The sequence below is a fragment of the Nostoc sp. genome, assembly GCF_036919595.1.
Lineage (GTDB): Bacteria > Cyanobacteriota > Cyanobacteriia > Cyanobacteriales > Nostocaceae > Nostoc.
Window position 1 is genome coordinate 1 of sequence record NZ_JBALCO010000054.1, and the last position, 17766, is coordinate 17766.

Here is a 17766-nt window from a genome sequence, read left to right on the forward strand (position 1 = left end):
CGTCTTTCCAGTCCCTTGCTAATTAGCGATCGCCTACTTTTTTCGGATTTTCCTTACTACATTTATTGTCTTATTTGTCAATGCGTAAATTCTGTGTAGTTTGTACAATTTTTAATAATGATGTCACTCGTAACTTTCCTCATTTAAGATTTATGGCTGTAGCAGATATCGGTCTTTTATTTGCTGTATACGCAATTGCTTAATCGAAATATTACAGCGTCAAAAAAAGCAATTTATCTTTACTATTCTTAATATATCTAATTAACCGTAAAAATTACTAGGCATTTTGCTATAGTTAAGTTTTGGTATGTAAGCAGAAGTATAATTATTTGATACTGCCCATTTTATAAGTAGGGGCGTAAAAGTCCGATATCTTCAGGAAACGCAAGTCTTCTACTAAGGGCAGATTGCAATAAATTTAAAAGTATTTATACTAAATTAATAATTGCATCGTCAGCGAAAAAATTGCCTCCTCGATGTAATGAGTTAAAGTGGTGAGAATTTTTTGCGCTAAAAAGTAATTTTTGATACATAATTCTGCAAGAAGATAGTTAATTGACTCTCGCCGCTTTTCATTGGTCATAATGTCTCAAAATTACTTGGTAATGCACGGCTGTTTAATCCCAAAAGCTCCCCAAATAGGAGAAACATAAATGATTTTGGACAGAAATAAGCCGCAAAAGCAGGCGAAAATTTCAGCTTTCGCAGCCGCTAACCAAGTAATTAATACCCTGTTAGATTCAGTTGTGAAGACTGATGTGGGTGTCGCAGATGTAAAGAGTAACGTTCACACAAAGGTGTCTTCCCCTTTTACATCAATATTATTGATTCCCTGTTTGCTGGGCATAGGACTGCTGATGGCGAATTGCGGATCACTGCCCAAGGAATCGGCTGATGCGGAATCTCAAAGTCCTGGTAGTGGACAACGTGGTGGTACAACGGCTGTAAATGTGGCGATCGCTCGAACTGACTTGCTGCAAAAACAACCAGAATATACAGGTAATACAACACCCTTTCGGATTGTATCAGTGCGATCGCAGGTGGAAGCCCGGTTATTGGCTTTGAACTTAGATGTGGGCGATCAGGTAAAGCTTGGACAAAACATCGGGCAGTTAGATGATGCCATACTTTTGACCGAATTAAAGCAAGCAGAAGCAGAACTAGCAGCCCTCAAATCAGAAGTAGCTAGGGCAACCAATTAGGTAAGCAATGCCCGTGCAGACGTTGAACGGGCACGTTTAGAAGTGGTACAAGCTCAGGCAGACTCACAACGCCAACAAAATCTATTCAAAGCTGGAGCGATCGCTGAACAAACCGCTCAACGAGCACGTACCCAGGCGCAAACAGCCGCCCAAGCGCTGCGGGCAACTCAAGAACAAGTCCGTACAGAACAGCAAGCCGTCGCTGCCGCTCAAGGTAGAGTATTAGCCCAACAGGCATTAGTTGCTCAAACCAAAGAGTGCAGTTCTTACGCTCGGCTGACATCCCCCATTACTGGCGTAGTGACAGAAAAGGTGACAGAACCTGGTAATCTTCTGCAAGCAGGTAGCGAAGTTTTAAAAATTGGTGATTTTAACCGTGTCAAAGTTGTCGTACAAGTTTCCGAATTAGAACTGGCACAAATTCAAGCTGGACAGTCTGTACAAGTGCGCTTAGATGCTTTCCCCGATCAAGCATTAATTGGCAGAGTTACCCGTATTTCTCCAGCAGCCGATGCCACAGCTCGCTTGATACCTGTAGAGGTAGTGATTCCCAACACTCAAGGCAAGATTGGCAGTGGACTACTGGCGCGAGTCAATTTTGAAAACCAGACACAACAGCAGGTTGTAGTGCCGCAAACAGCTATTCAAAAAGTAGGCAGTAAGAACTTCAAGGGTACAGGGGAGACGCAAAAAAATGTACGGCAGAACTCTTCTTTGCCTAACACATCTGATATAGCAGAGGCAAAGTCACAAGACCAAAGTGGAGCAATATTTGTCGTCAAAGACACAGAAGGCAAAACGAAGGTAATAGCACGAGCCGTAATGTTGGGAAAAAGGCTGATGGGAGAGTGGAAATTTTATCCGGTTTGCAAGCGGGAGAGCGCTATGTTGTTCGTAGTGGTAAGCCGTTAAAAGAAGGTGACACTGTAAGTCTTTCAATTCTTTCAGAAAAGCAATAGTAAGGTGAGCAATAATCACCATACCAATAAAAAAAGTACTCAGTAGTCAGCACTTAGCACTTATCATTTAGGATCATGCAACAGGTAAATAATAATGGCAATGGCGGATTTAGCCTTAGTGCGATCGCTATCCGCCAACACATTGGCACACTCATGCTTACCGTGGCAGTAATTGTCATTGGGGTATTTTTTCTGACAACTATCCAAGTCGATCTCCTACCGTCAATTACCTATCCGCGAATTGGGGTTCGGCTAGAAGCACCCGGTATTTCCCCAGAAGTAGCAGTAGATGAAATCACCAGACCTTTAGAAGAAGCTTTATCGGCAACCGAGAATGTAGTGCAAGTTTTTTCCCGCACCCGTGAAGGACAAGTAAGCCTCGATTTATACTTCCAACCAGGGGGCGATATTGACCAAGCCCTAAACGATGCTACTGCTGCTTTTAACCGAAACCGAGGACAACTGCCAGATACGATAGAGGAGCCACGCTTATTTAAAGTCGATCCCTCCCAATTGCCGGTTTATGAATTGGCGCTGACATCTGCCTCTTTGCCAGGTAAAGATTTACGCGTATTTGCTGATGAAGAGTTAACGCGTGAACTCAGTGTCGTGCCAGGGGTCGCCTCAGTTGATGTATCTGGCGGTGCTGAGGAAGAAGTACGAGTGCTTGTTGACTTAAACCGATTGCAAGCTTTGGGTGTGGGGTTAAATGATGTATTAAATGAATTAACAGCCCGTAACCAAGATACTTCTGGTGGTCGGATTCTGGGACAAAATTCTGAGCCATTGACTCGGACTGTAGGACGTTTCCAAAATGCCAGGGAAATTGAAAACCTTTCCTTGGAAGTTTCCTCCGCTTCCCCTGCTACTGCGAATACTAATACCACTACTACCCCAGTTCCTTCCCGGCGCGTTTATTTACGAGATTTTGCAGAGGTAATTGATGATACAGAAGACCAGCGATTATTTGTTTACCTCAACCGTCAGCCTGCGGTGAAATTTTCAGTCCAAAAGCAGCCGGAGGCCAACACAATTACAGTTGTAGATGCTGTTAAACGGCGAATTGAACAATTACGACAATCGGGTTTAATTCCAGCAGACATGACTTTGAGTCCGACCACAGATGAATCTCTCTTCATCCGCAATTCTTTAAATGATGTCATCTTTTCGGGGATTTCTGGGGCATTGTTAGCAGCAGCAGCAGTGTTGTTATTTTTGGGATCATTCAGGCAAACATTGATTATCAGTTTGACGATTCCGCTGTGTACTCTGGCAGCGATCACTTTGATGAAAATATTTGGTCTGACTTTAAATGTATTTAGTTTGGCAGGTTTAACATTGGGAGTCGGTCAAGCAATTGATACATCGGTTGTGATCTTAGAGAACATTTCCGAAAAAGCTGGGATGACTCCCAATCAAAGAGAGATCGAGGCAGAGGGGCAGAAGAAAAATTCAAAATTCTTTATTGACACTGCCATTAATGCTTCCCAAGAAGTAGAATCTGCTTTAGTTGCTGCTACAGGTGCCAACTTAGTTTCTGTAGTGCCATTTCTCTTAATTGGCGGCTTTATTGCACTGCTATTTAATGAACTGATTCTGACAATTAGCTTCGCAGTCGCAGCCTCCCTTGTCGTCGCAATCACAATAGTGCCGATGCTGTCTTCTCGACTTTTGGGAATTCCCTGGTCTAGTCGAATCAGCGAATTTTGGCTGCTTAAACAGTTTAATCACCGATTTGAAGATGCTACACGGGGATACGGTAACTTCTTAACCAAGGTTTTACGCTATCGTCTCCTTGTAGTAACTGCTGCTTTGGTAATTTTAGGCGGCAGTAGCTTCTTTATGTTTGGTCAAATTCCCCAAGAAATTTTACCCCGGATCAGTACTGGTCAAGCTAACTTGAGAGCGCAGTTTCCTCCCGGTACACCTTTAGCAACTTCTGAGAAAGTTATGCAAATTGTCGATGACATTTTGCTTAAACAACCAGAAACCGAGTCTGCTTTCACAACTGTGGGTGGTAATTTATTTGGCAGCAATACTACAGAAAATCCTTTACGTGCCAGCAGCACCATCAATCTTAAACCAGGCACAGATGTCGAAGCCTTCGTCAAAAAAGTAACTCAGGAATTTAACAAACTCAACTTAGCAGGAATTCTGCTGCGCCTCAATCCTGGTCAGGTACGGGGTTTAATCTTGAGTAATTCTCCAGTAGAAGGGTCAGAAATTGACGTGATTCTGCAAGGTGAAAATGAACAAAACTTAACGCAAGCAGGGGCGCAAGTGCTGCAAGCTTTGCAGGAAAGGGCAAAATTAGCAACATTCCGACCAGATGCAGACCCCCGGCAACCGGAAATCCAAATTCGCCCCGACTGGGAAAGGGTTTCGGCTTTAGGATTAAGCGCCGGGCAAATTGGTGCAACAGTTCAAACAGCAATTGAAGGTTCAGTTCCCACGCAAATTCAACGCGGTAATCGTTTAGTTGATGTGCGGGTACAGCTAAATAAAGAAGCCATTCAGCGTCCTTCCCAGTTAGAGCAATTACCGCTATTTACAGAAAACAATCACCTAATCCGCCTCTCAGATGTTGCGAACATTCAAGAAGGTCAAGCGCCTGGTGAGGTGCAACGGATTAATCAGCGCCAAGCTTTTATTGTGGCAGGTAACCTCAGCGAGGGAGCTAGTCTTGGTGAAGCGATCGCAGAAGTCAATAAGGTACTTAAGGATGTAGACTTACCTGATGGCGTTTCAATTTGTGCCTAGTTCTGCCCAAGAAACTAATCAGCAACTTCAGGATGCTTTAAAAACTTTGGGGGCGTTGGCAACGTTCTTAATCTTTGTAGTCATGGCGGTGCAATACAATTCGCTAATTGACCCGTTGGTAATTATGTTCACCGTACCACTGGCGTTAGCTGGGGGAATTTTTGGACTTTACATTACCAAAACTGCAATTGGCGCAACTGTAATTGTTGGTGTTGTGCTGCTGGTGGGAATTGTGGTGAACGCAGGGATTCTAATGGTAGAACTAGCAAACCAAATTCGCGATGAAGAAGGTTGCACTCGCCAAATTGCGATCATCAAAGCTGCTCCTCAACGCTTGCGCCCAATTATCATGACCACAGTCACCACTATCTTGGGACTGTTTCCCTTGGCATTGGGCATTGGCGAAGGTTCCGAGTTTTTGCAGCCTTTAGGAATTGTAGTTTTCTTTGGGATGGCGATCGCAACAATGTTGACATTATTTATCATCCCCTGTTTTTATATCCTGCTGCACGATTTGCTAGGTGGGAATTGGGCGAAGCCAGTGTTTATCCGGTTACGTAGATTTACAAAAAAATTTATTTGAGTTTCTGAGAAGGATTAATACAAAACTATCCCTCTTTTAATACTCAACCTTCCTTATCAAGTTTGTTTCTCCCCAACTCCTTTATTCATTGCCCATAACCCAACCTGCCCTACCCCCATGATGTTTATCCACAGGATTTCAAGGGCATTAAATAGTCCTTCGTTAGGGCAAGACGGCAAAGGGCTGACTGGAATATGGTGATGGATGGGGAGATGGTATAATCCGGGTTAAATCATAACACTATCAGTGTAATAACAATGCCTGTGGAACGCTGATGTTACCGTCTAACTAACCTGTAGTGGAGTTTGATGCCGCTGCTGTAAGTCTACTAGATATGTGAAATCAGGAACTCAATTACCTTGAGGGTTAAGGAAAGGAAGAATCATATGACATTCCAAAAAATCCAGAAAACTTCTTCGACAAATACTCAAACTCCACAGACAACATCCCAATTGACATCGAGACCCTTCCCGTTAACTACTAAACAGACGACACCAACACCAACCCCAACCGTGCAGGCAAAAACAGCTGCACCAATTTACCATCAGCACCAGGAAGAAACGCAGGGACTGAAGATTCAAAGAAAGACAAAGACGAACTTGTTAGAAATCCCTGATTTAATGACAGCGCCAAAAGTTAAACTACCACAAGTAATTCAGGCGAAGCTGACAATTGGGGAACCAGGGGATAAATACGAACAGGAAGCAGACACCGTAGCGCGTCAGGTAGTGCAACGTCTTCATGCACCCATGCCAAGACAGGCGCTAGACATCAGCCAGCCCAAGAGTGAGATGAAGCAACGGATGATGCAAGCCAAGTTAGTGCAGCAACGCCGCATGACGGCTTCAACACATTTAGAAGCACCGATACAAAAAGCGCGTAGTGGGGGACAGCCATTAGCAGAAAATATCCGGCAACCGATGGAGGAAGCGTTTGGGGCAGATTTTAGTAGGGTGAAGGTGCATACAGATGCTCAATCTGACCATTTGAATCGCTCAATTCAGGCGAAAGCATTTACAACAGGACAAGATGTGTTCTTTCAGCAAGGAGCATATGAGCCAGGAAGTCGGGATGGGCAGGAGTTGTTAGCGCATGAATTAACCCATGTGGTGCAGCAAAATGGCGATGGAAACATTCAACGACAGAAGGATGTGTTGCGTAAAAAGACTTTGCAGCTATCAAGCAAACCAGTTATTCAGCCTCATGTGTCCTCATTAACAGCAAAGTCCTCAGACATCATTCAGCGTCGGACAACTGGCGAGAAATTTGCTAGGGGAGCCGGTGTATTTGCAGCATTGTTATTGATTTTGATATCAACAGGAAAGATAACGGCACTACGCGCAACAGCGGCAGGAATATTTGTGGTGTTGATGGAGATGTTGACGGATTGGCACAAAGAACAAAAACTTAACCTCGAAGAGAAAATGCGACAAAGAGAGATATACAAAAATGCTTCAAAAGAGGAAAAACAACTTATACAAAGATACCAAAATGCCTCAGAAGAACAACTCAATGACAGACAATTTACAAACGATGTTAGTAACAAAGTTTTCAAAATTTTCGGTATTCCTTTAGATGAAACAGTTGAAGAAGTTGGTAACAGACGATCCAACAAAAGAAGACGAAACAGAGTGGAAACGGGAGTGGTACCTACTGTTCAAGAGTTGCAAAAAGAGGTTAAACCCGATGAGATTAAAAATCCTGAGGATGTTATTGCCGAGGCTAGTTCCTCTAAATTAGTTAAAATTAAAGAAGCAGGGAATAATGAAGTTGAGCTAAGTCTAACTCCAGAAGGTCTAGAGATAACCGGACGAAAAAAACAGAAGGAGAAGACAAGACCAGAGATCGGAAGTCTTGCAGAAAATACAAACTCAACTACCGTAGATACTACCCCCTCAATAAAATTCATCTGGCATGGGGAAGTACATACACGAGAACAACTGGAGACAAAAATCCAGGAAGTGATGCCCAATAACACACAAAAGTCAGCAATTGGTAGATGTATTACAGGGATTGAGAACGGGTATGGAAAAGCTACTACGGGACATACTAATGTCAAACATTTTTCTGTGGGTAAAGCCGGGAGTAGTAATGGTTGCACACTCTTCTTTGAAGTGAACACTGAAACCAATGTTAATAATGTGGTTGGTGTCGGTCAGCATGAATCCACTGCAGGAACAGCAACAACATATAAAATCTTCATGGGAAAAGAGAGATTTGGTAACACACTCAGATTATAAATCGAGCGGGATGCTTCATTTTTTCTGATAGGGAAAATTCCCCAAAACTAATGAGAATCTTATTAGTAACGTAAGCAAGGGCTAAAGTGTGTCCAAACTCATGTGTGAATCCAATAACCCTGAACTAAAGAATATTTTTACAGACGTTACTATCAAAGATAACATCATCACTTTTAGTGGTGGCGTAATCCCAAACGGAACCCTGTTTTACAATCCATTTGCTACCCTGCCCAATCTAGCGCCAGGTGCTGGAATCATTCCATCAGTGCCACCAGAGAAAGCGGATAAAGATGGCCCGATCAGAGTGGCTAGTTATTATACTGCTGTTCCTGAATCAACTAGCGTTTTGAGTGTATTGCTCTTTGGTGCTTTAGGCGTAGCTTTAAAATTAAAGCGATCGCTACACTGTTAACGCTGTTACGGGGGACTGGGGACTAGTACAGCATAACTGACAATCGCCAATGCCCAATGCCCTCACTCTGTAATTAATTCACGATACACTGCCAGTGTTTCCTGATGAACGCGGGCAACACTCAGCCACTCTAGGTTTTGATTTGCCCGCTGTTTCCACTCATGCAGCATATCGGCATCACTCAGTAATTTTACTAAAACTCCAGCCAAAGCATTACTATTTTTTACTGGGATTAAAAGACCTGCTTGCCCATTGTCCAAAGCTTCAGGAATCCCATCTACCTGAGTGCCAATGATCGCAGTTCCAGCTTCCCTAGCTTCGGAAAGTACCAGGGGGCAAGGGTCACGGTGAGAAGCCAACACAAATATGTCACAAGATATAAGATAGCGTTGAGGTTCCGGCTGGAAGCCTTCAAAATGAATGCGTTCTTTTACAGAAGTTGCTTGTGCTTGTGCTTCAAATAGCTGTTTATCAGGGCCATTTCCTACTAAATAAAGATGCGCTTGGGGAAAATCTGAGGCAATTTGTTCAAAGGCAGCGATTAACTCACTGATTCCTTTGCGTTGATACATCCCGGCTACAGTAGCGATCGCTGGACGCTGTAACGCTAAAGGTTGATAATCTTGTATTTGTCGGGTGCGAGGACTACCCAAAGTTCCATTGCATACTACCCGCAACTTGTTTTCTGAAATACCGCGCCGTGCCATAGATATTCGTACAGCTTTGCTAACCGCAATTACTCTGTCAGCTAAACCCATCAGCAGGCTAGAACGCTGAAATTCGTTGTGGACTGTGGAAACTAAAGCATATTTATCCCCTTTAAAAATGCGTGCTAGTATAACTCCCGTCATCATATGTGCATGAACAATATCCGGCTGAAATTCTGCTGCGATCGCTTGGTAACGCCCAGCTGCTTTGATAATATTTATCGGTTTCCTAGTTTGATTTAGTTGGTAGTGTTTGACACCGTACATCTTTAGTAATTTCTCATATTCACCACCAGCAGAAATAACCGCTACCTCATGACCACATTTTGCCTGTAAACAAGCCAGATCCACAGCCACATTCACAATACCGTTACCTATTTCTTGAACGTGGTTCAAAATATGTATGATTCGCATAATCTTTGAAATATGTATAAAAAATCAAGATAAGTAACTGGGTGTAAATCAACATAATCATTGAGGTCTTCAGCGACAACTCAAGAGTAGTCAGTAGTACGTAAAATTGACCACTTGCTACTGACTAAGAGCGCTTATAACCAGTTACTTAGCTTAAAGACTTATTCAGTAACGGCTCGATAAATCGGGGTAAAACTCCAAAATTCGGAAGACTGAATCTGCTATTTCAGTCGCTATAGCCTTATTTTGTATTCCCCAATGGCTATGACCAGGATAAGCTAATACCCTGGCATCGGACTTTACTACAGCACAGCAGATATATAAATACCATTCAATACAGCGATCGCTCTGATTTTGGCTGTGTGTTTATAATTTTCTGAAAGCTCTAAATATACTTTTTCTTCAGGCATAATATTCTCTGAGGATCAAATGTTTATCAATGCTTAAAAAGTTAGGACTCAATCAATACAAGTTTACGAACCTCAGAATTTTGTCCTTGAGAGCGGCGTGATGAGACAGCAGTTAGCAAAAACTTCCAAGACTGAGGAGAAAGTACAGATGGATCTATCATTGAAAGAAAACTCTTGATATTTTTTTGCTTCAGTGCTACTAAAATCCAATGGAGTTTTAGGTAATTTTTTATATCCTGAAAGACGGGAATCTTTGAGCGATGTTGGTCATTTACCAAGGCGTAAATTTTCTCCTTCATCAAAATATTTGTAGCCAACCGCCGAGATAAAGAAAACTTTTGATTATATGCACCCGGCCAAATAGTGCGGTAAGCAAGACATTGGTTGAAGAAAATAGCATCACCAAACTGAGCAATCCGAATCCAAGAATCGATGTCATCACAATTAGCATCGAGTGTGGAGTCCCAACCACCAGTTTGCAGGAAAGCATCACGCCGACAAGCTACTTGTACAGGTGTGCCAAAGGGTACAAGCTCTAAGAGCATACCGTAGTGAATATCGGCTTGTGGGACATAAAAAGCTAATCCGGGGCCAACTTGCGGGGTGCGACTGAGTTCAACTTCATTGCCATCCACCTGAGCCGCCACACAAGAGCAGATTACAGCATCGGGACGAAGTGCGATCGCCTTAGCCATCTCTTCTATGCAGTTGGGCGCTAAATAGTCATCATCATCTAAAAACTTAACCCAGTCGCCGCTAGCTTTGGCAACTCCAGCATTTACGGTTGCTGCATGACCAAGGTTCACTTCGTTCCGATGGTAAACAACCTTGTCCCCTAAACTTTTGAGATATGTTTGGGTGTCATCAGATGAACAGTCGTCAGCAACAACCACCTCGCACTCGATTGTTTGGTTACGAGCCGAGTCAATTGCTCTTTGCAGTAAGTTCAAGCGATTATAGGTACTGATGACGACGCTAAATTTCATAAATTTCACCCCTGTGGTACAGCATTCTGCAATATAGCTTTGATCTCTAGGCTGTTGTATCAGTAAAATTATCAATCACAACAAGTAGACTGAAATAGGATTATCGATTTATGATTGATGATTGGGAGTTTTTTGTAAGCAGACGGAAAGACTATGAACGCTCAAGAGATTATCCGCTCCATTGAAGCGGAACAGAAAAAATCGAATTTGCCCGATATTTATGTGGGCGACACAGTAAAAGTGGGAGTAAAAATCAAGGAAGGCGAAAAGTACCGTGTACAACCCTATGAGGGAGTAGTGATTGCCAAACGCAATGGTGGCATCAACGAAACTATTACAGTCCGTAAGGTTTTTCAAGGTGTGGGCGTTGAGCGGGTGTTTCTCTTGCATTCTCCCCGGATTGACAGCATCAAGGTATTACGTCGCGGTAAGGTACGCCGTGCTAAACTGTATTATCTCCGCGATCGCGTAGGTAAGGCAACCCGGATCAAGCAACGGTTTGACCGCCCTTTGTGATTCGTCCTTCAATCATTATGGGAGAAATCTCAAGCCTCAAGCGGCATCTGCCGCTGACTTGTTCCCAAGGACAGAATTGAGATATGATATAAATCGCGTGTTGCGTTAAACTGAAATTTAGTTCAGCGCAATGACTGAATCAAAAACAGCTTGTGCGCTCTTAGTTCAGTTGGTAGAACGCAGGTCTCCAAAACCTGATGTCGGAGGTTCGAGTCCTCCAGGGCGCGCTTAAGAGCAAAAAACAAAGCCCGAAATAATTACGCAGCTGCTAATATAGCAGTTAGCGATAATAATTTCGGGTAAACTTATTATTGTATTTGCAGTTGTTTTACTGACAGAGAGTGAAATAGAGTCGAAGCTGCAAACCGGGATCGTCGAATTTGAGATTTGAGATTTGAGATTTTGGATTAAAAAGATAAAATCTGCCGATTTGAAATTTTAGATTGAGAAGAAATCTAAAATCGACAACCCAAAATCTAAAATTAAGCTCCTTTGCCTTAAAGCATAGGGTAAATCTAAAATCCAAAATCCAAAATCCAAAATTGAGTGACAAAGGGGGGATAAACAATCGTGGCCAAAAAAAGTGAAGCAGAATTGCCAGAAACCACAAATGGGTTTAGCCCTGGCAACTTCATACAGGGAATCAAAGAAGAACTTGAGAAAGTAGTCTGGCCGAGTCGGAAGCAGATAGTGAGCGAATCCGCCGCTGTGTTGTTAATGGTGGCACTCTCCGCATCTTTGATATACTTGGTCGATGGATTGTTTGGTTGGGCAGCAAAACAGGTGTTCTGATGACTTTTGCAACAGACGAACCTCGCAACTCCACGTTGCAGTCGGAGGAAACAGGAGAAACAGCAGAAGCAGCGTCAAAAGAAGCACGCTGGTATGCAGTGCAAGTAGCCTCAGGCTGTGAAAAGCGTGTAAAGACTAACTTAGAGCAACGCATTCAAACTTTTGATGTAGCTGACAAAATTGTCCAGGTAGAAATTCCGCAAACGCCAGCGGTGAAAATCCGCAAAGATGGCAGTCGCCAGCATACAGAAGAAAAAGTTTTTCCTGGCTATGTGCTGGTGCGGATGATGATGGATGATGATACCTGGCAGGTGGTACGAAACACCTCCCATGTAATCAATTTTGTGGGTTCAGAACAAAAACGTGGTAGTAGTAAGGGTCGCGGTCATGTCAACCCCATACCACTGAGTTCTTCAGAAGTCGAACGTATATTCAAACAAACCAGCGAACAGGAAGCTGTTGTCAAAATTGACATGGCTACTGGTGATAAGATAATGGTGCTTTCTGGTCCATTTAAAGACTTTGAAGGCGAGGTGATTGAAGTCTCTCCAGAGCGGAGTAAGCTCAAAGCCTTGCTGTCAATTTTCGGCAGGGATACACCAGTAGAATTGGAATTTAATCAGGTAGAGAAACAGAGCTAAATACAAATGGCGAAGAAAATAGTAGCGGTCATAAAACTGGCCCTGAATGCTGGAAAAGCCAATCCAGCGCCGCCAGTGGGACCCGCGTTGGGTCAACACGGCGTTAACATTATGATGTTTTGTAAAGAGTACAACGCCAAAACAGCAGATCAAGCTGGAATGGTGATCCCTGTAGAAATTTCGGTTTTTGAAGACCGGAGTTTTACATTTGTACTCAAGACGCCACCAGCATCAGTGCTAATTCGGAAGGCGGCGAAAGTTGAAAAAGGCTCGAATGAACCCAACAAAAAGAAGGTTGGGTCAATTACCAAAGCACAATTGCAAGAAATAGCCCAAACAAAACTCCCTGACCTCAACGCCAACGACATCGAAGCGGCAATGAAGATTGTGGGAGGAACGGCTAAGAATATGGGTATAACAGTCAAAGATTAGTCATTGGTCATTGGTCATTAATAAAAAACCAGCAAATGACATAGACGCGCCAGCGGCTTATCGCATAGTAGGACAAATGACAAAGGACAAATAACTAAAAATTATCGGGGGAGAGGCGAGGCTTCGGAATTACCCCAGGAGAAAAAAATGGTAAAAATATCGCGTCGTTTGCAGACGCTGCAAGCAAAAGTAGAAGATAAGGACTATCAACCCTTAGAGGCTTTAGCCCTTCTCAAAGACACAGCAACAGCTAAATTTGCTGAAGCTGCTGAAGCGCATATCCGGCTGGGAATTGACCCAAAGTATACAGACCAACAGTTACGGACAACGGTAGGACTGCCTAAAGGTACAGGACAAATCGTCCGGGTGGCGGTGATAGCCAGAGGCGAAAAGGTAAACGAAGCAAGCAACGCTGGTGCTGATATAGTAGGTTCAGAAGAACTGATTGACGAAATCCAGAAAGGTAGGATGGATTTTGACAAGCTGATTGCGACACCCGATGTGATGCCACAGGTGGCAAGGCTGGGTAAGTTGCTTGGGCCACGTGGTTTAATGCCATCGCCTAAGGGTGGAACCGTGACATTTGATTTAGCAAGTGCGATCGCAGAATTTAAAGCTGGTAAATTAGAATTCCGAGCCGATCGAACTGGTATTGTCCATGTTATGTTTGGTAAGGCAACTTTCTCGCCTGAAGATTTGTTAGTCAACCTGAAGGCATTGCAGGAGACGATTGACCGTAACCGTCCTTCCGGAGCTAAAGGTCGTTATTGGCGCACATTTTATGTGTCAGCCACTATGGGCCCATCGATTAAAGTTGATATCACCGCCCTACGAGATTTGAAACTGAGCGAAGCAGGTTAATAAGAGTTATGAGTTATAAAGTTAGGAATAAAACTACTAACTCCTAACTGTTCACTCCTAACTTTAAATTAAATAGGCAAAGCCGGAGACAGCAGGTGCTAATAGCTTAATATCCTGCCGAGGTTGAAACATCTAATTGTCAGAATTACCACCTATAAAGGTGTGATAACTATGGCATTAGGAGTCTTACTACTTAACCCCGGCTATATTAGCTGGGGTTTGTTGTTTGGATTCAGGTTTAGAAGAAACGTACAACTAGGGCACTTCCCCGATTATTTTAAGGAGGTGAGATTGGAATGGGTAGAACAGTAGAAAATAAAAAAGAAATAGTAGCTGACCTCAAAGAAACTTTGAGTCAGTCAACTCTGGCACTGGTAATTGACTATCAGGGGCTAACAGTTTCTGAAATCACCGATTTACGGCGGCGGCTGCGTCCCACTGGCACCGTTTGTAAGGTAACGAAGAACACCCTAATGGGCATTGCCATTAAAGATGATGAAAAATGGCAGCCTTTGTCAGAATTGCTTAATGGTGCTTCCGCCTTTTTGCTGGTAAAAGAAGATTTTTCATCGGCAATTAAGGCATACCAAGAATTCCAAAAAGTCAGCAAGAAAACAGAACTTCGCGGTGGTGTACTGGAAGGTCGTCTACTCAAAGAACCTGATGTCAAGGTATTGGGAGACTTGCCATCTAAGGAACAACTCATAGCCCAAATTGCTGGAGCTATCAATGCTTTGGCAACCAAGATTGCTGTGGGTATCAACGAAGTTCCTGGTTCATTGGCTCGTGCTTTGCAGGCTGTGGCCGACCAAGAGCAAAGTGGTGGTAGCACCGAAAGCCCTGCTGTACAAGATAGCAGCACCGAAACAGCTGCTGAATAGACTTCGTGGTTCATCAGTCAAAAGTCTATAGTTAAAGACCAATGACTAATGGCTAAATAAATAATCAAAATTACAGGAGTTATATCAATGTCTGCTACAACCGATCAAATTTTAGAACAGCTAAAAACCCTTTCTTTGCTGGAAGCTTCTGAGTTAGTCAAGCAAATTGAAGAAGCTTTTGGCGTGAGTGCTGCTGCACCCGTTGGCGTAGCGTTCACAGGTACTGGTACTGGTCCTGCTCCTGCTGAGGAAGTTGTTGAGCAAACCGAGTTTGAAGTGGTTCTCGAATCAGTCCCAGCTGATAAGAAGATTGCCGTGCTGAAGATTGTCCGGGAATTGACTGGTTTGGGTCTAAAAGAAGCTAAAGACTTGGTGGAAGCTGCACCCAAGGCAGTTAAAGAAGGTATTCCTAAGGATGCTGCTGAAGATGCTAAGAAGCGGATCGAAGAAGCTGGCGGTAAGGTGACTGTTAAGTAGTCACAATTCTATTACTAGTTTTTATTAAGGAGTCTGAGTCAGGCTCCTTTTTTTATTTCAGGCTAGTTTTGAGGATTTGTAGTAAGCACTTTAGTCCTTATTACGAACTTGCTTACCCAGCAATTTAAACTTAATCGGCTCTCTAATTGCATTCGTTTTAAAAGTTCACATTGTTTTTCTGGTTTTTTTATATCTTGTCTATAAAGCCAATCAGCCTAGTGTAAAATACTATTTTTGTATTCAAGTTCGTATTATGAATGATTGTCTATAAAAAGACAGAGGGTAAGTTAATTAGTGGTGACACTCAGGAAGTAAAGGTAAATTATTGAGCATGAAAAGCAGGGTATTCTACTGTTATGGCAAAACTCACTCTTCCAAAGCTGGAACGTCACTTATTTGCGGCGGCTGATATTTTACGCGGCAAAATGGACGCTTCTGAATATAAGTAATTTATCTTTGGGATGCTGTTCTTAAAGCTGGCTGCTGATGTGTTTGATGTGCGTTATCAGCAAATTGTCAAGGAATTTATGGATAAAGGGGAGAGTGAAGAAGCTGCTAAGGAAAAGGCTGACAACCCTAAACGCTATGTTCCAACTGATAGAGAAGCTTATACGTTATTTGTGCCATTAGAATCTCGTTGGAATACTATAGTTAACACCTTTCATCAACAGATAGGCAATAAACTTAATATTGCTCTACACAAACTTGCTGATGCTAATCAGGCAGTGTTGCAAAATGTTTTTGAGCATATTGATTTTAATAAGCAGGTGGGTGGCAAGAGTACATTAAGCGATTTGCAATTACGCCAAATGATAGAACATTTTGACAAGCGATCGCTACGTAATCAAGATTTAGAATTTCCCGATTTATTGGGTGCAGCCTATGAGTATTTAATTTATTTCTTTGCCGACTCTGCTGGTAAAAAGGGCGGTGAATTTTATACTCCCCGTGGAGTGGTGAAGTTAATGGTGCGAATTGTCAACCCCCAAGAAAGGATGGAGGTTTATGACCCCTGTGTGGGTTCGGGGGGAATGTTAATTTTATCTAAGCAGCACATAGAAGAACACGGTGGAAATTCTCGCAATTTGAGACTCTACGGACAAGATAATAACGGGGGAGTTTGGGCTATCTGCAAGATGAATTTATTGCTGCATGGAATCCCCAATGCTGTGCTTCAGAATGACGATACCTTAATGGTGCCGATTAAAGAGGGGGGAAATTTAAAGCATTATGACCGAATACTGAGTAATCCACCGTTTTCGCAAAACTACAGCCGGGGTAATAAAGATAACCCGATGGAGTTTAAAGACCGATTCCGTGTTTTTTGCCCTACGAGTGGAAAAGCTGATTTGATGTTCGCCCAGCACATGCTGGCGGTGTTAAAGCAAGATGGGATTATGGCGACGGTAATGCCGCATGGGGTACTATTTCGCGGTGGTGAAGAAAAGAAAATTCGCCAGTTATTTATTGAAGAGGATAATTTAGAGGCGGTGATTGGCTTACCACCACAATTATTTTATGGTACTGGGATTCCGGCGTGTATTTTGGTGATGCGTCCCAGAGGTGCTAAACCAAAAGCGACTCAAGGTAAGGTCTTATTTATCAACGCTGATGCGGAATTTCAGACTGGACGCGCTCAAAATTCTTTGCGTCCTGAACATATAGAAAAAATTGTCTCAGCTTATGAAGATTTTACAATTAATGCCGATTATCCTGGGATTCCTGGTTATGCGGCGGTGGTGACTCAACAACAATTGGCTGACTACGAATACAACTGCAATATTCGCCGCTATGCTGATAATACCCCACCGCCAGAACCTCAAGATGTGCGATCGCATCTTTTGGGTGGTGTACCCAAGTCTGAGGTAGATGCAAAGCAAGAATTGTTTACTAGTCACGGTTTTGACCCGATGACTTTGTTGCAACGGCGGAAGGGGTAAACGTGGAAAAACAATTGCACCCCGCCAAAGCTACGCTTTGTCTCCCCTCCCCGCAGGCCTACGGTGTACATACAAATGGGTTCGCCGAAATAACAAATGGGTTCGCCGAAATAACAAATGGGTTCGCCGAAGTAACAAATGGGTTCGCCGAAGTAACAAATGGGTTCGCCGAAGTAACAAATGAGTTCGCCGAAGTAACAAATGGGTTCGCCGAAATAACAAATGCGATCGTCGTTATTGCAATACTGCAAATCTTTGGTGATGAGGTTTTTCGCGTCAGTTTTACCCCACCCTAACCCTCCCCTTGTGAAGGGGAGGGAACCGGAAATCTTGTTTCCCCCCTTTCTAAGGGGGGATTAAGGGGGGTAATTTGTTTCAGGCTTCAATGCAATAAGTCCTACTTGAATTGTTGACGGTGCGTTACGCTAACGCGGTAACACACCCTATAACTTGAATTAATGTAACTGCCCAGGTAGGAATGTCAGGAATATTCCCATGAGGGAAGAAAGATGGTAGTGTTCAAGCATGAATCCAGAAGAAAAAGATCAAAAAA

Annotated in this window: 14 protein-coding genes, 1 tRNA gene, 2 pseudogenes and 1 other annotated feature; of the genes and pseudogenes, 14 read left to right on the forward strand and 3 right to left on the reverse strand. The window is 43.1% G+C overall.

What is annotated here, in order from left to right:
- Nucleotides 1–433: 433 nt before the first annotated feature.
- Nucleotides 434–583, reverse strand: a complete 150-nt coding sequence (locus tag V7K21_RS07085; RefSeq protein ID WP_335172810.1) for a hypothetical protein — start codon at nt 581–583, stop codon at nt 434–436.
- Between the two features lie 274 nt (nt 584–857).
- On the opposite strand from V7K21_RS07085, the pseudogene V7K21_RS07090 reads away from it, so the two are divergent.
- The 4 genes and pseudogenes from V7K21_RS07090 (at nt 858) to V7K21_RS07105 (ending at nt 8156) form a co-directional block, all read left to right on the forward strand.
- Nucleotides 858–2161, forward strand: a pseudogene (locus tag V7K21_RS07090) (efflux RND transporter periplasmic adaptor subunit).
- A 75-nt stretch (nt 2162–2236) separates the two neighbouring features.
- Nucleotides 2237–5504, forward strand: a pseudogene (locus tag V7K21_RS07095) (efflux RND transporter permease subunit).
- Nucleotides 5505–5890: 386 nt separating this feature from the next.
- On the forward strand, nt 5891–7744 hold the full coding sequence (locus V7K21_RS07100; RefSeq protein ID WP_335172812.1) for an eCIS core domain-containing protein: 1854 nt from the start codon (nt 5891–5893) through the stop codon (nt 7742–7744).
- Between the two features lie 88 nt (nt 7745–7832).
- A complete protein-coding gene (locus V7K21_RS07105; protein ID WP_335172814.1) occupies nt 7833–8156 on the forward strand; it encodes a hypothetical protein in 324 nt (107 codons plus the stop codon).
- A gap of 62 nt (nt 8157–8218) precedes the next feature.
- Here the strand turns inward: V7K21_RS07105 and V7K21_RS07110 are convergent, their stop codons facing one another.
- Complete coding sequence (locus V7K21_RS07110) at nt 8219–9277, reverse strand: glycosyltransferase family 4 protein (protein WP_335172816.1); 1059 nt, start codon at nt 9275–9277, stop codon at nt 8219–8221.
- A 451-nt stretch (nt 9278–9728) separates the two neighbouring features.
- Nucleotides 9729–10673 carry a glycosyltransferase family 2 protein gene (locus V7K21_RS07115; protein ID WP_335172818.1) on the reverse strand — a complete coding sequence of 315 codons (945 nt, stop codon included), beginning with the start codon at nt 10671–10673 and terminating at the stop codon, nt 9729–9731.
- 153 nt (nt 10674–10826) lie between these two features.
- Between V7K21_RS07115 and rplS the strand changes: the two genes are divergently transcribed.
- The 10 genes from rplS (at nt 10827) to V7K21_RS07165 (ending at nt 17509) form a co-directional block, all read left to right on the forward strand.
- Nucleotides 10827–11189: a 50S ribosomal protein L19 gene (gene rplS / locus V7K21_RS07120; protein WP_334978399.1), complete on the forward strand. Its 363-nt coding sequence runs from the start codon at nt 10827–10829 to the stop codon at nt 11187–11189.
- A 154-nt stretch (nt 11190–11343) separates the two neighbouring features.
- A tRNA-Trp gene (locus tag V7K21_RS07125) sits at nt 11344–11416 on the forward strand.
- 343 nt (nt 11417–11759) lie between these two features.
- Nucleotides 11760–11981, forward strand: coding sequence for a preprotein translocase subunit SecE (gene secE, locus V7K21_RS07130; RefSeq protein WP_335172820.1), 222 nt, complete (start codon nt 11760–11762; stop codon nt 11979–11981).
- The gene (gene nusG / locus V7K21_RS07135) at nt 11981–12622 is read left to right on the forward strand and encodes a transcription termination/antitermination protein NusG (RefSeq protein ID WP_273766608.1); all 642 of its coding nucleotides are present in this window, start codon (nt 11981–11983) and stop codon (nt 12620–12622) included. The genes secE and nusG overlap by 1 nt, the downstream gene beginning before the upstream one ends.
- Before the next feature lie 6 nt (nt 12623–12628).
- Nucleotides 12629–13054, forward strand: a complete 426-nt coding sequence (gene rplK, locus V7K21_RS07140) for a 50S ribosomal protein L11 (RefSeq protein WP_335172822.1) — start codon at nt 12629–12631, stop codon at nt 13052–13054.
- Between the two features lie 147 nt (nt 13055–13201).
- Nucleotides 13202–13915 carry a 50S ribosomal protein L1 gene (gene rplA / locus V7K21_RS07145; protein ID WP_335172824.1) on the forward strand — a complete coding sequence of 238 codons (714 nt, stop codon included), beginning with the start codon at nt 13202–13204 and terminating at the stop codon, nt 13913–13915.
- A gap of 64 nt (nt 13916–13979) precedes the next feature.
- Nucleotides 13980–14148, forward strand: a sequence feature (ribosomal protein L10 leader region).
- A gap of 63 nt (nt 14149–14211) precedes the next feature.
- Nucleotides 14212–14796 carry a 50S ribosomal protein L10 gene (rplJ, locus tag V7K21_RS07150; protein ID WP_335172826.1) on the forward strand — a complete coding sequence of 195 codons (585 nt, stop codon included), beginning with the start codon at nt 14212–14214 and terminating at the stop codon, nt 14794–14796.
- Between the two features lie 87 nt (nt 14797–14883).
- Nucleotides 14884–15273 (forward strand): 50S ribosomal protein L7/L12, encoded by a 390-nt coding sequence (gene rplL, locus V7K21_RS07155; protein WP_335172828.1) that lies wholly within the window; start codon nt 14884–14886, stop codon nt 15271–15273.
- A 461-nt stretch (nt 15274–15734) separates the two neighbouring features.
- Entirely contained in the window at nt 15735–17213 is a 1479-nt protein-coding gene (locus tag V7K21_RS07160) for a class I SAM-dependent DNA methyltransferase (protein WP_335172830.1), read from the forward strand.
- Nucleotides 17214–17215: 2 nt separating this feature from the next.
- Nucleotides 17216–17509, forward strand: a complete 294-nt coding sequence (locus V7K21_RS07165; protein WP_335172832.1) for a hypothetical protein — start codon at nt 17216–17218, stop codon at nt 17507–17509.
- Nucleotides 17510–17766: the final 257 nt, after the last annotated feature.

Excerpts from the sequence above, each read along its gene's own strand:
- V7K21_RS07085 (WP_335172810.1), bottom strand. The coding sequence starts at position 583 with ATGACCAATGAAAAGCGGCGAGAGTCAATTAACTATCTTCTTGCAGAA.
- V7K21_RS07100 (WP_335172812.1), top strand. The coding sequence starts at position 5,891 with ATGACATTCCAAAAAATCCAGAAAACTTCTTCGACAAATACTCAAACT.
- V7K21_RS07110 (WP_335172816.1), bottom strand. The coding sequence starts at position 9,277 with ATGCGAATCATACATATTTTGAACCACGTTCAAGAAATAGGTAACGGT.
- V7K21_RS07115 (WP_335172818.1), bottom strand. The coding sequence starts at position 10,673 with ATGAAATTTAGCGTCGTCATCAGTACCTATAATCGCTTGAACTTACTG.
- rplS (WP_334978399.1), top strand. The coding sequence starts at position 10,827 with ATGAACGCTCAAGAGATTATCCGCTCCATTGAAGCGGAACAGAAAAAA.
- nusG (WP_273766608.1), top strand. The coding sequence starts at position 11,981 with ATGACTTTTGCAACAGACGAACCTCGCAACTCCACGTTGCAGTCGGAG.
- rplK (WP_335172822.1), top strand. The coding sequence starts at position 12,629 with ATGGCGAAGAAAATAGTAGCGGTCATAAAACTGGCCCTGAATGCTGGA.
- rplA (WP_335172824.1), top strand. The coding sequence starts at position 13,202 with ATGGTAAAAATATCGCGTCGTTTGCAGACGCTGCAAGCAAAAGTAGAA.
- rplJ (WP_335172826.1), top strand. The coding sequence starts at position 14,212 with ATGGGTAGAACAGTAGAAAATAAAAAAGAAATAGTAGCTGACCTCAAA.
- rplL (WP_335172828.1), top strand. The coding sequence starts at position 14,884 with ATGTCTGCTACAACCGATCAAATTTTAGAACAGCTAAAAACCCTTTCT.
- V7K21_RS07160 (WP_335172830.1), top strand. The coding sequence starts at position 15,735 with ATGCTGTTCTTAAAGCTGGCTGCTGATGTGTTTGATGTGCGTTATCAG.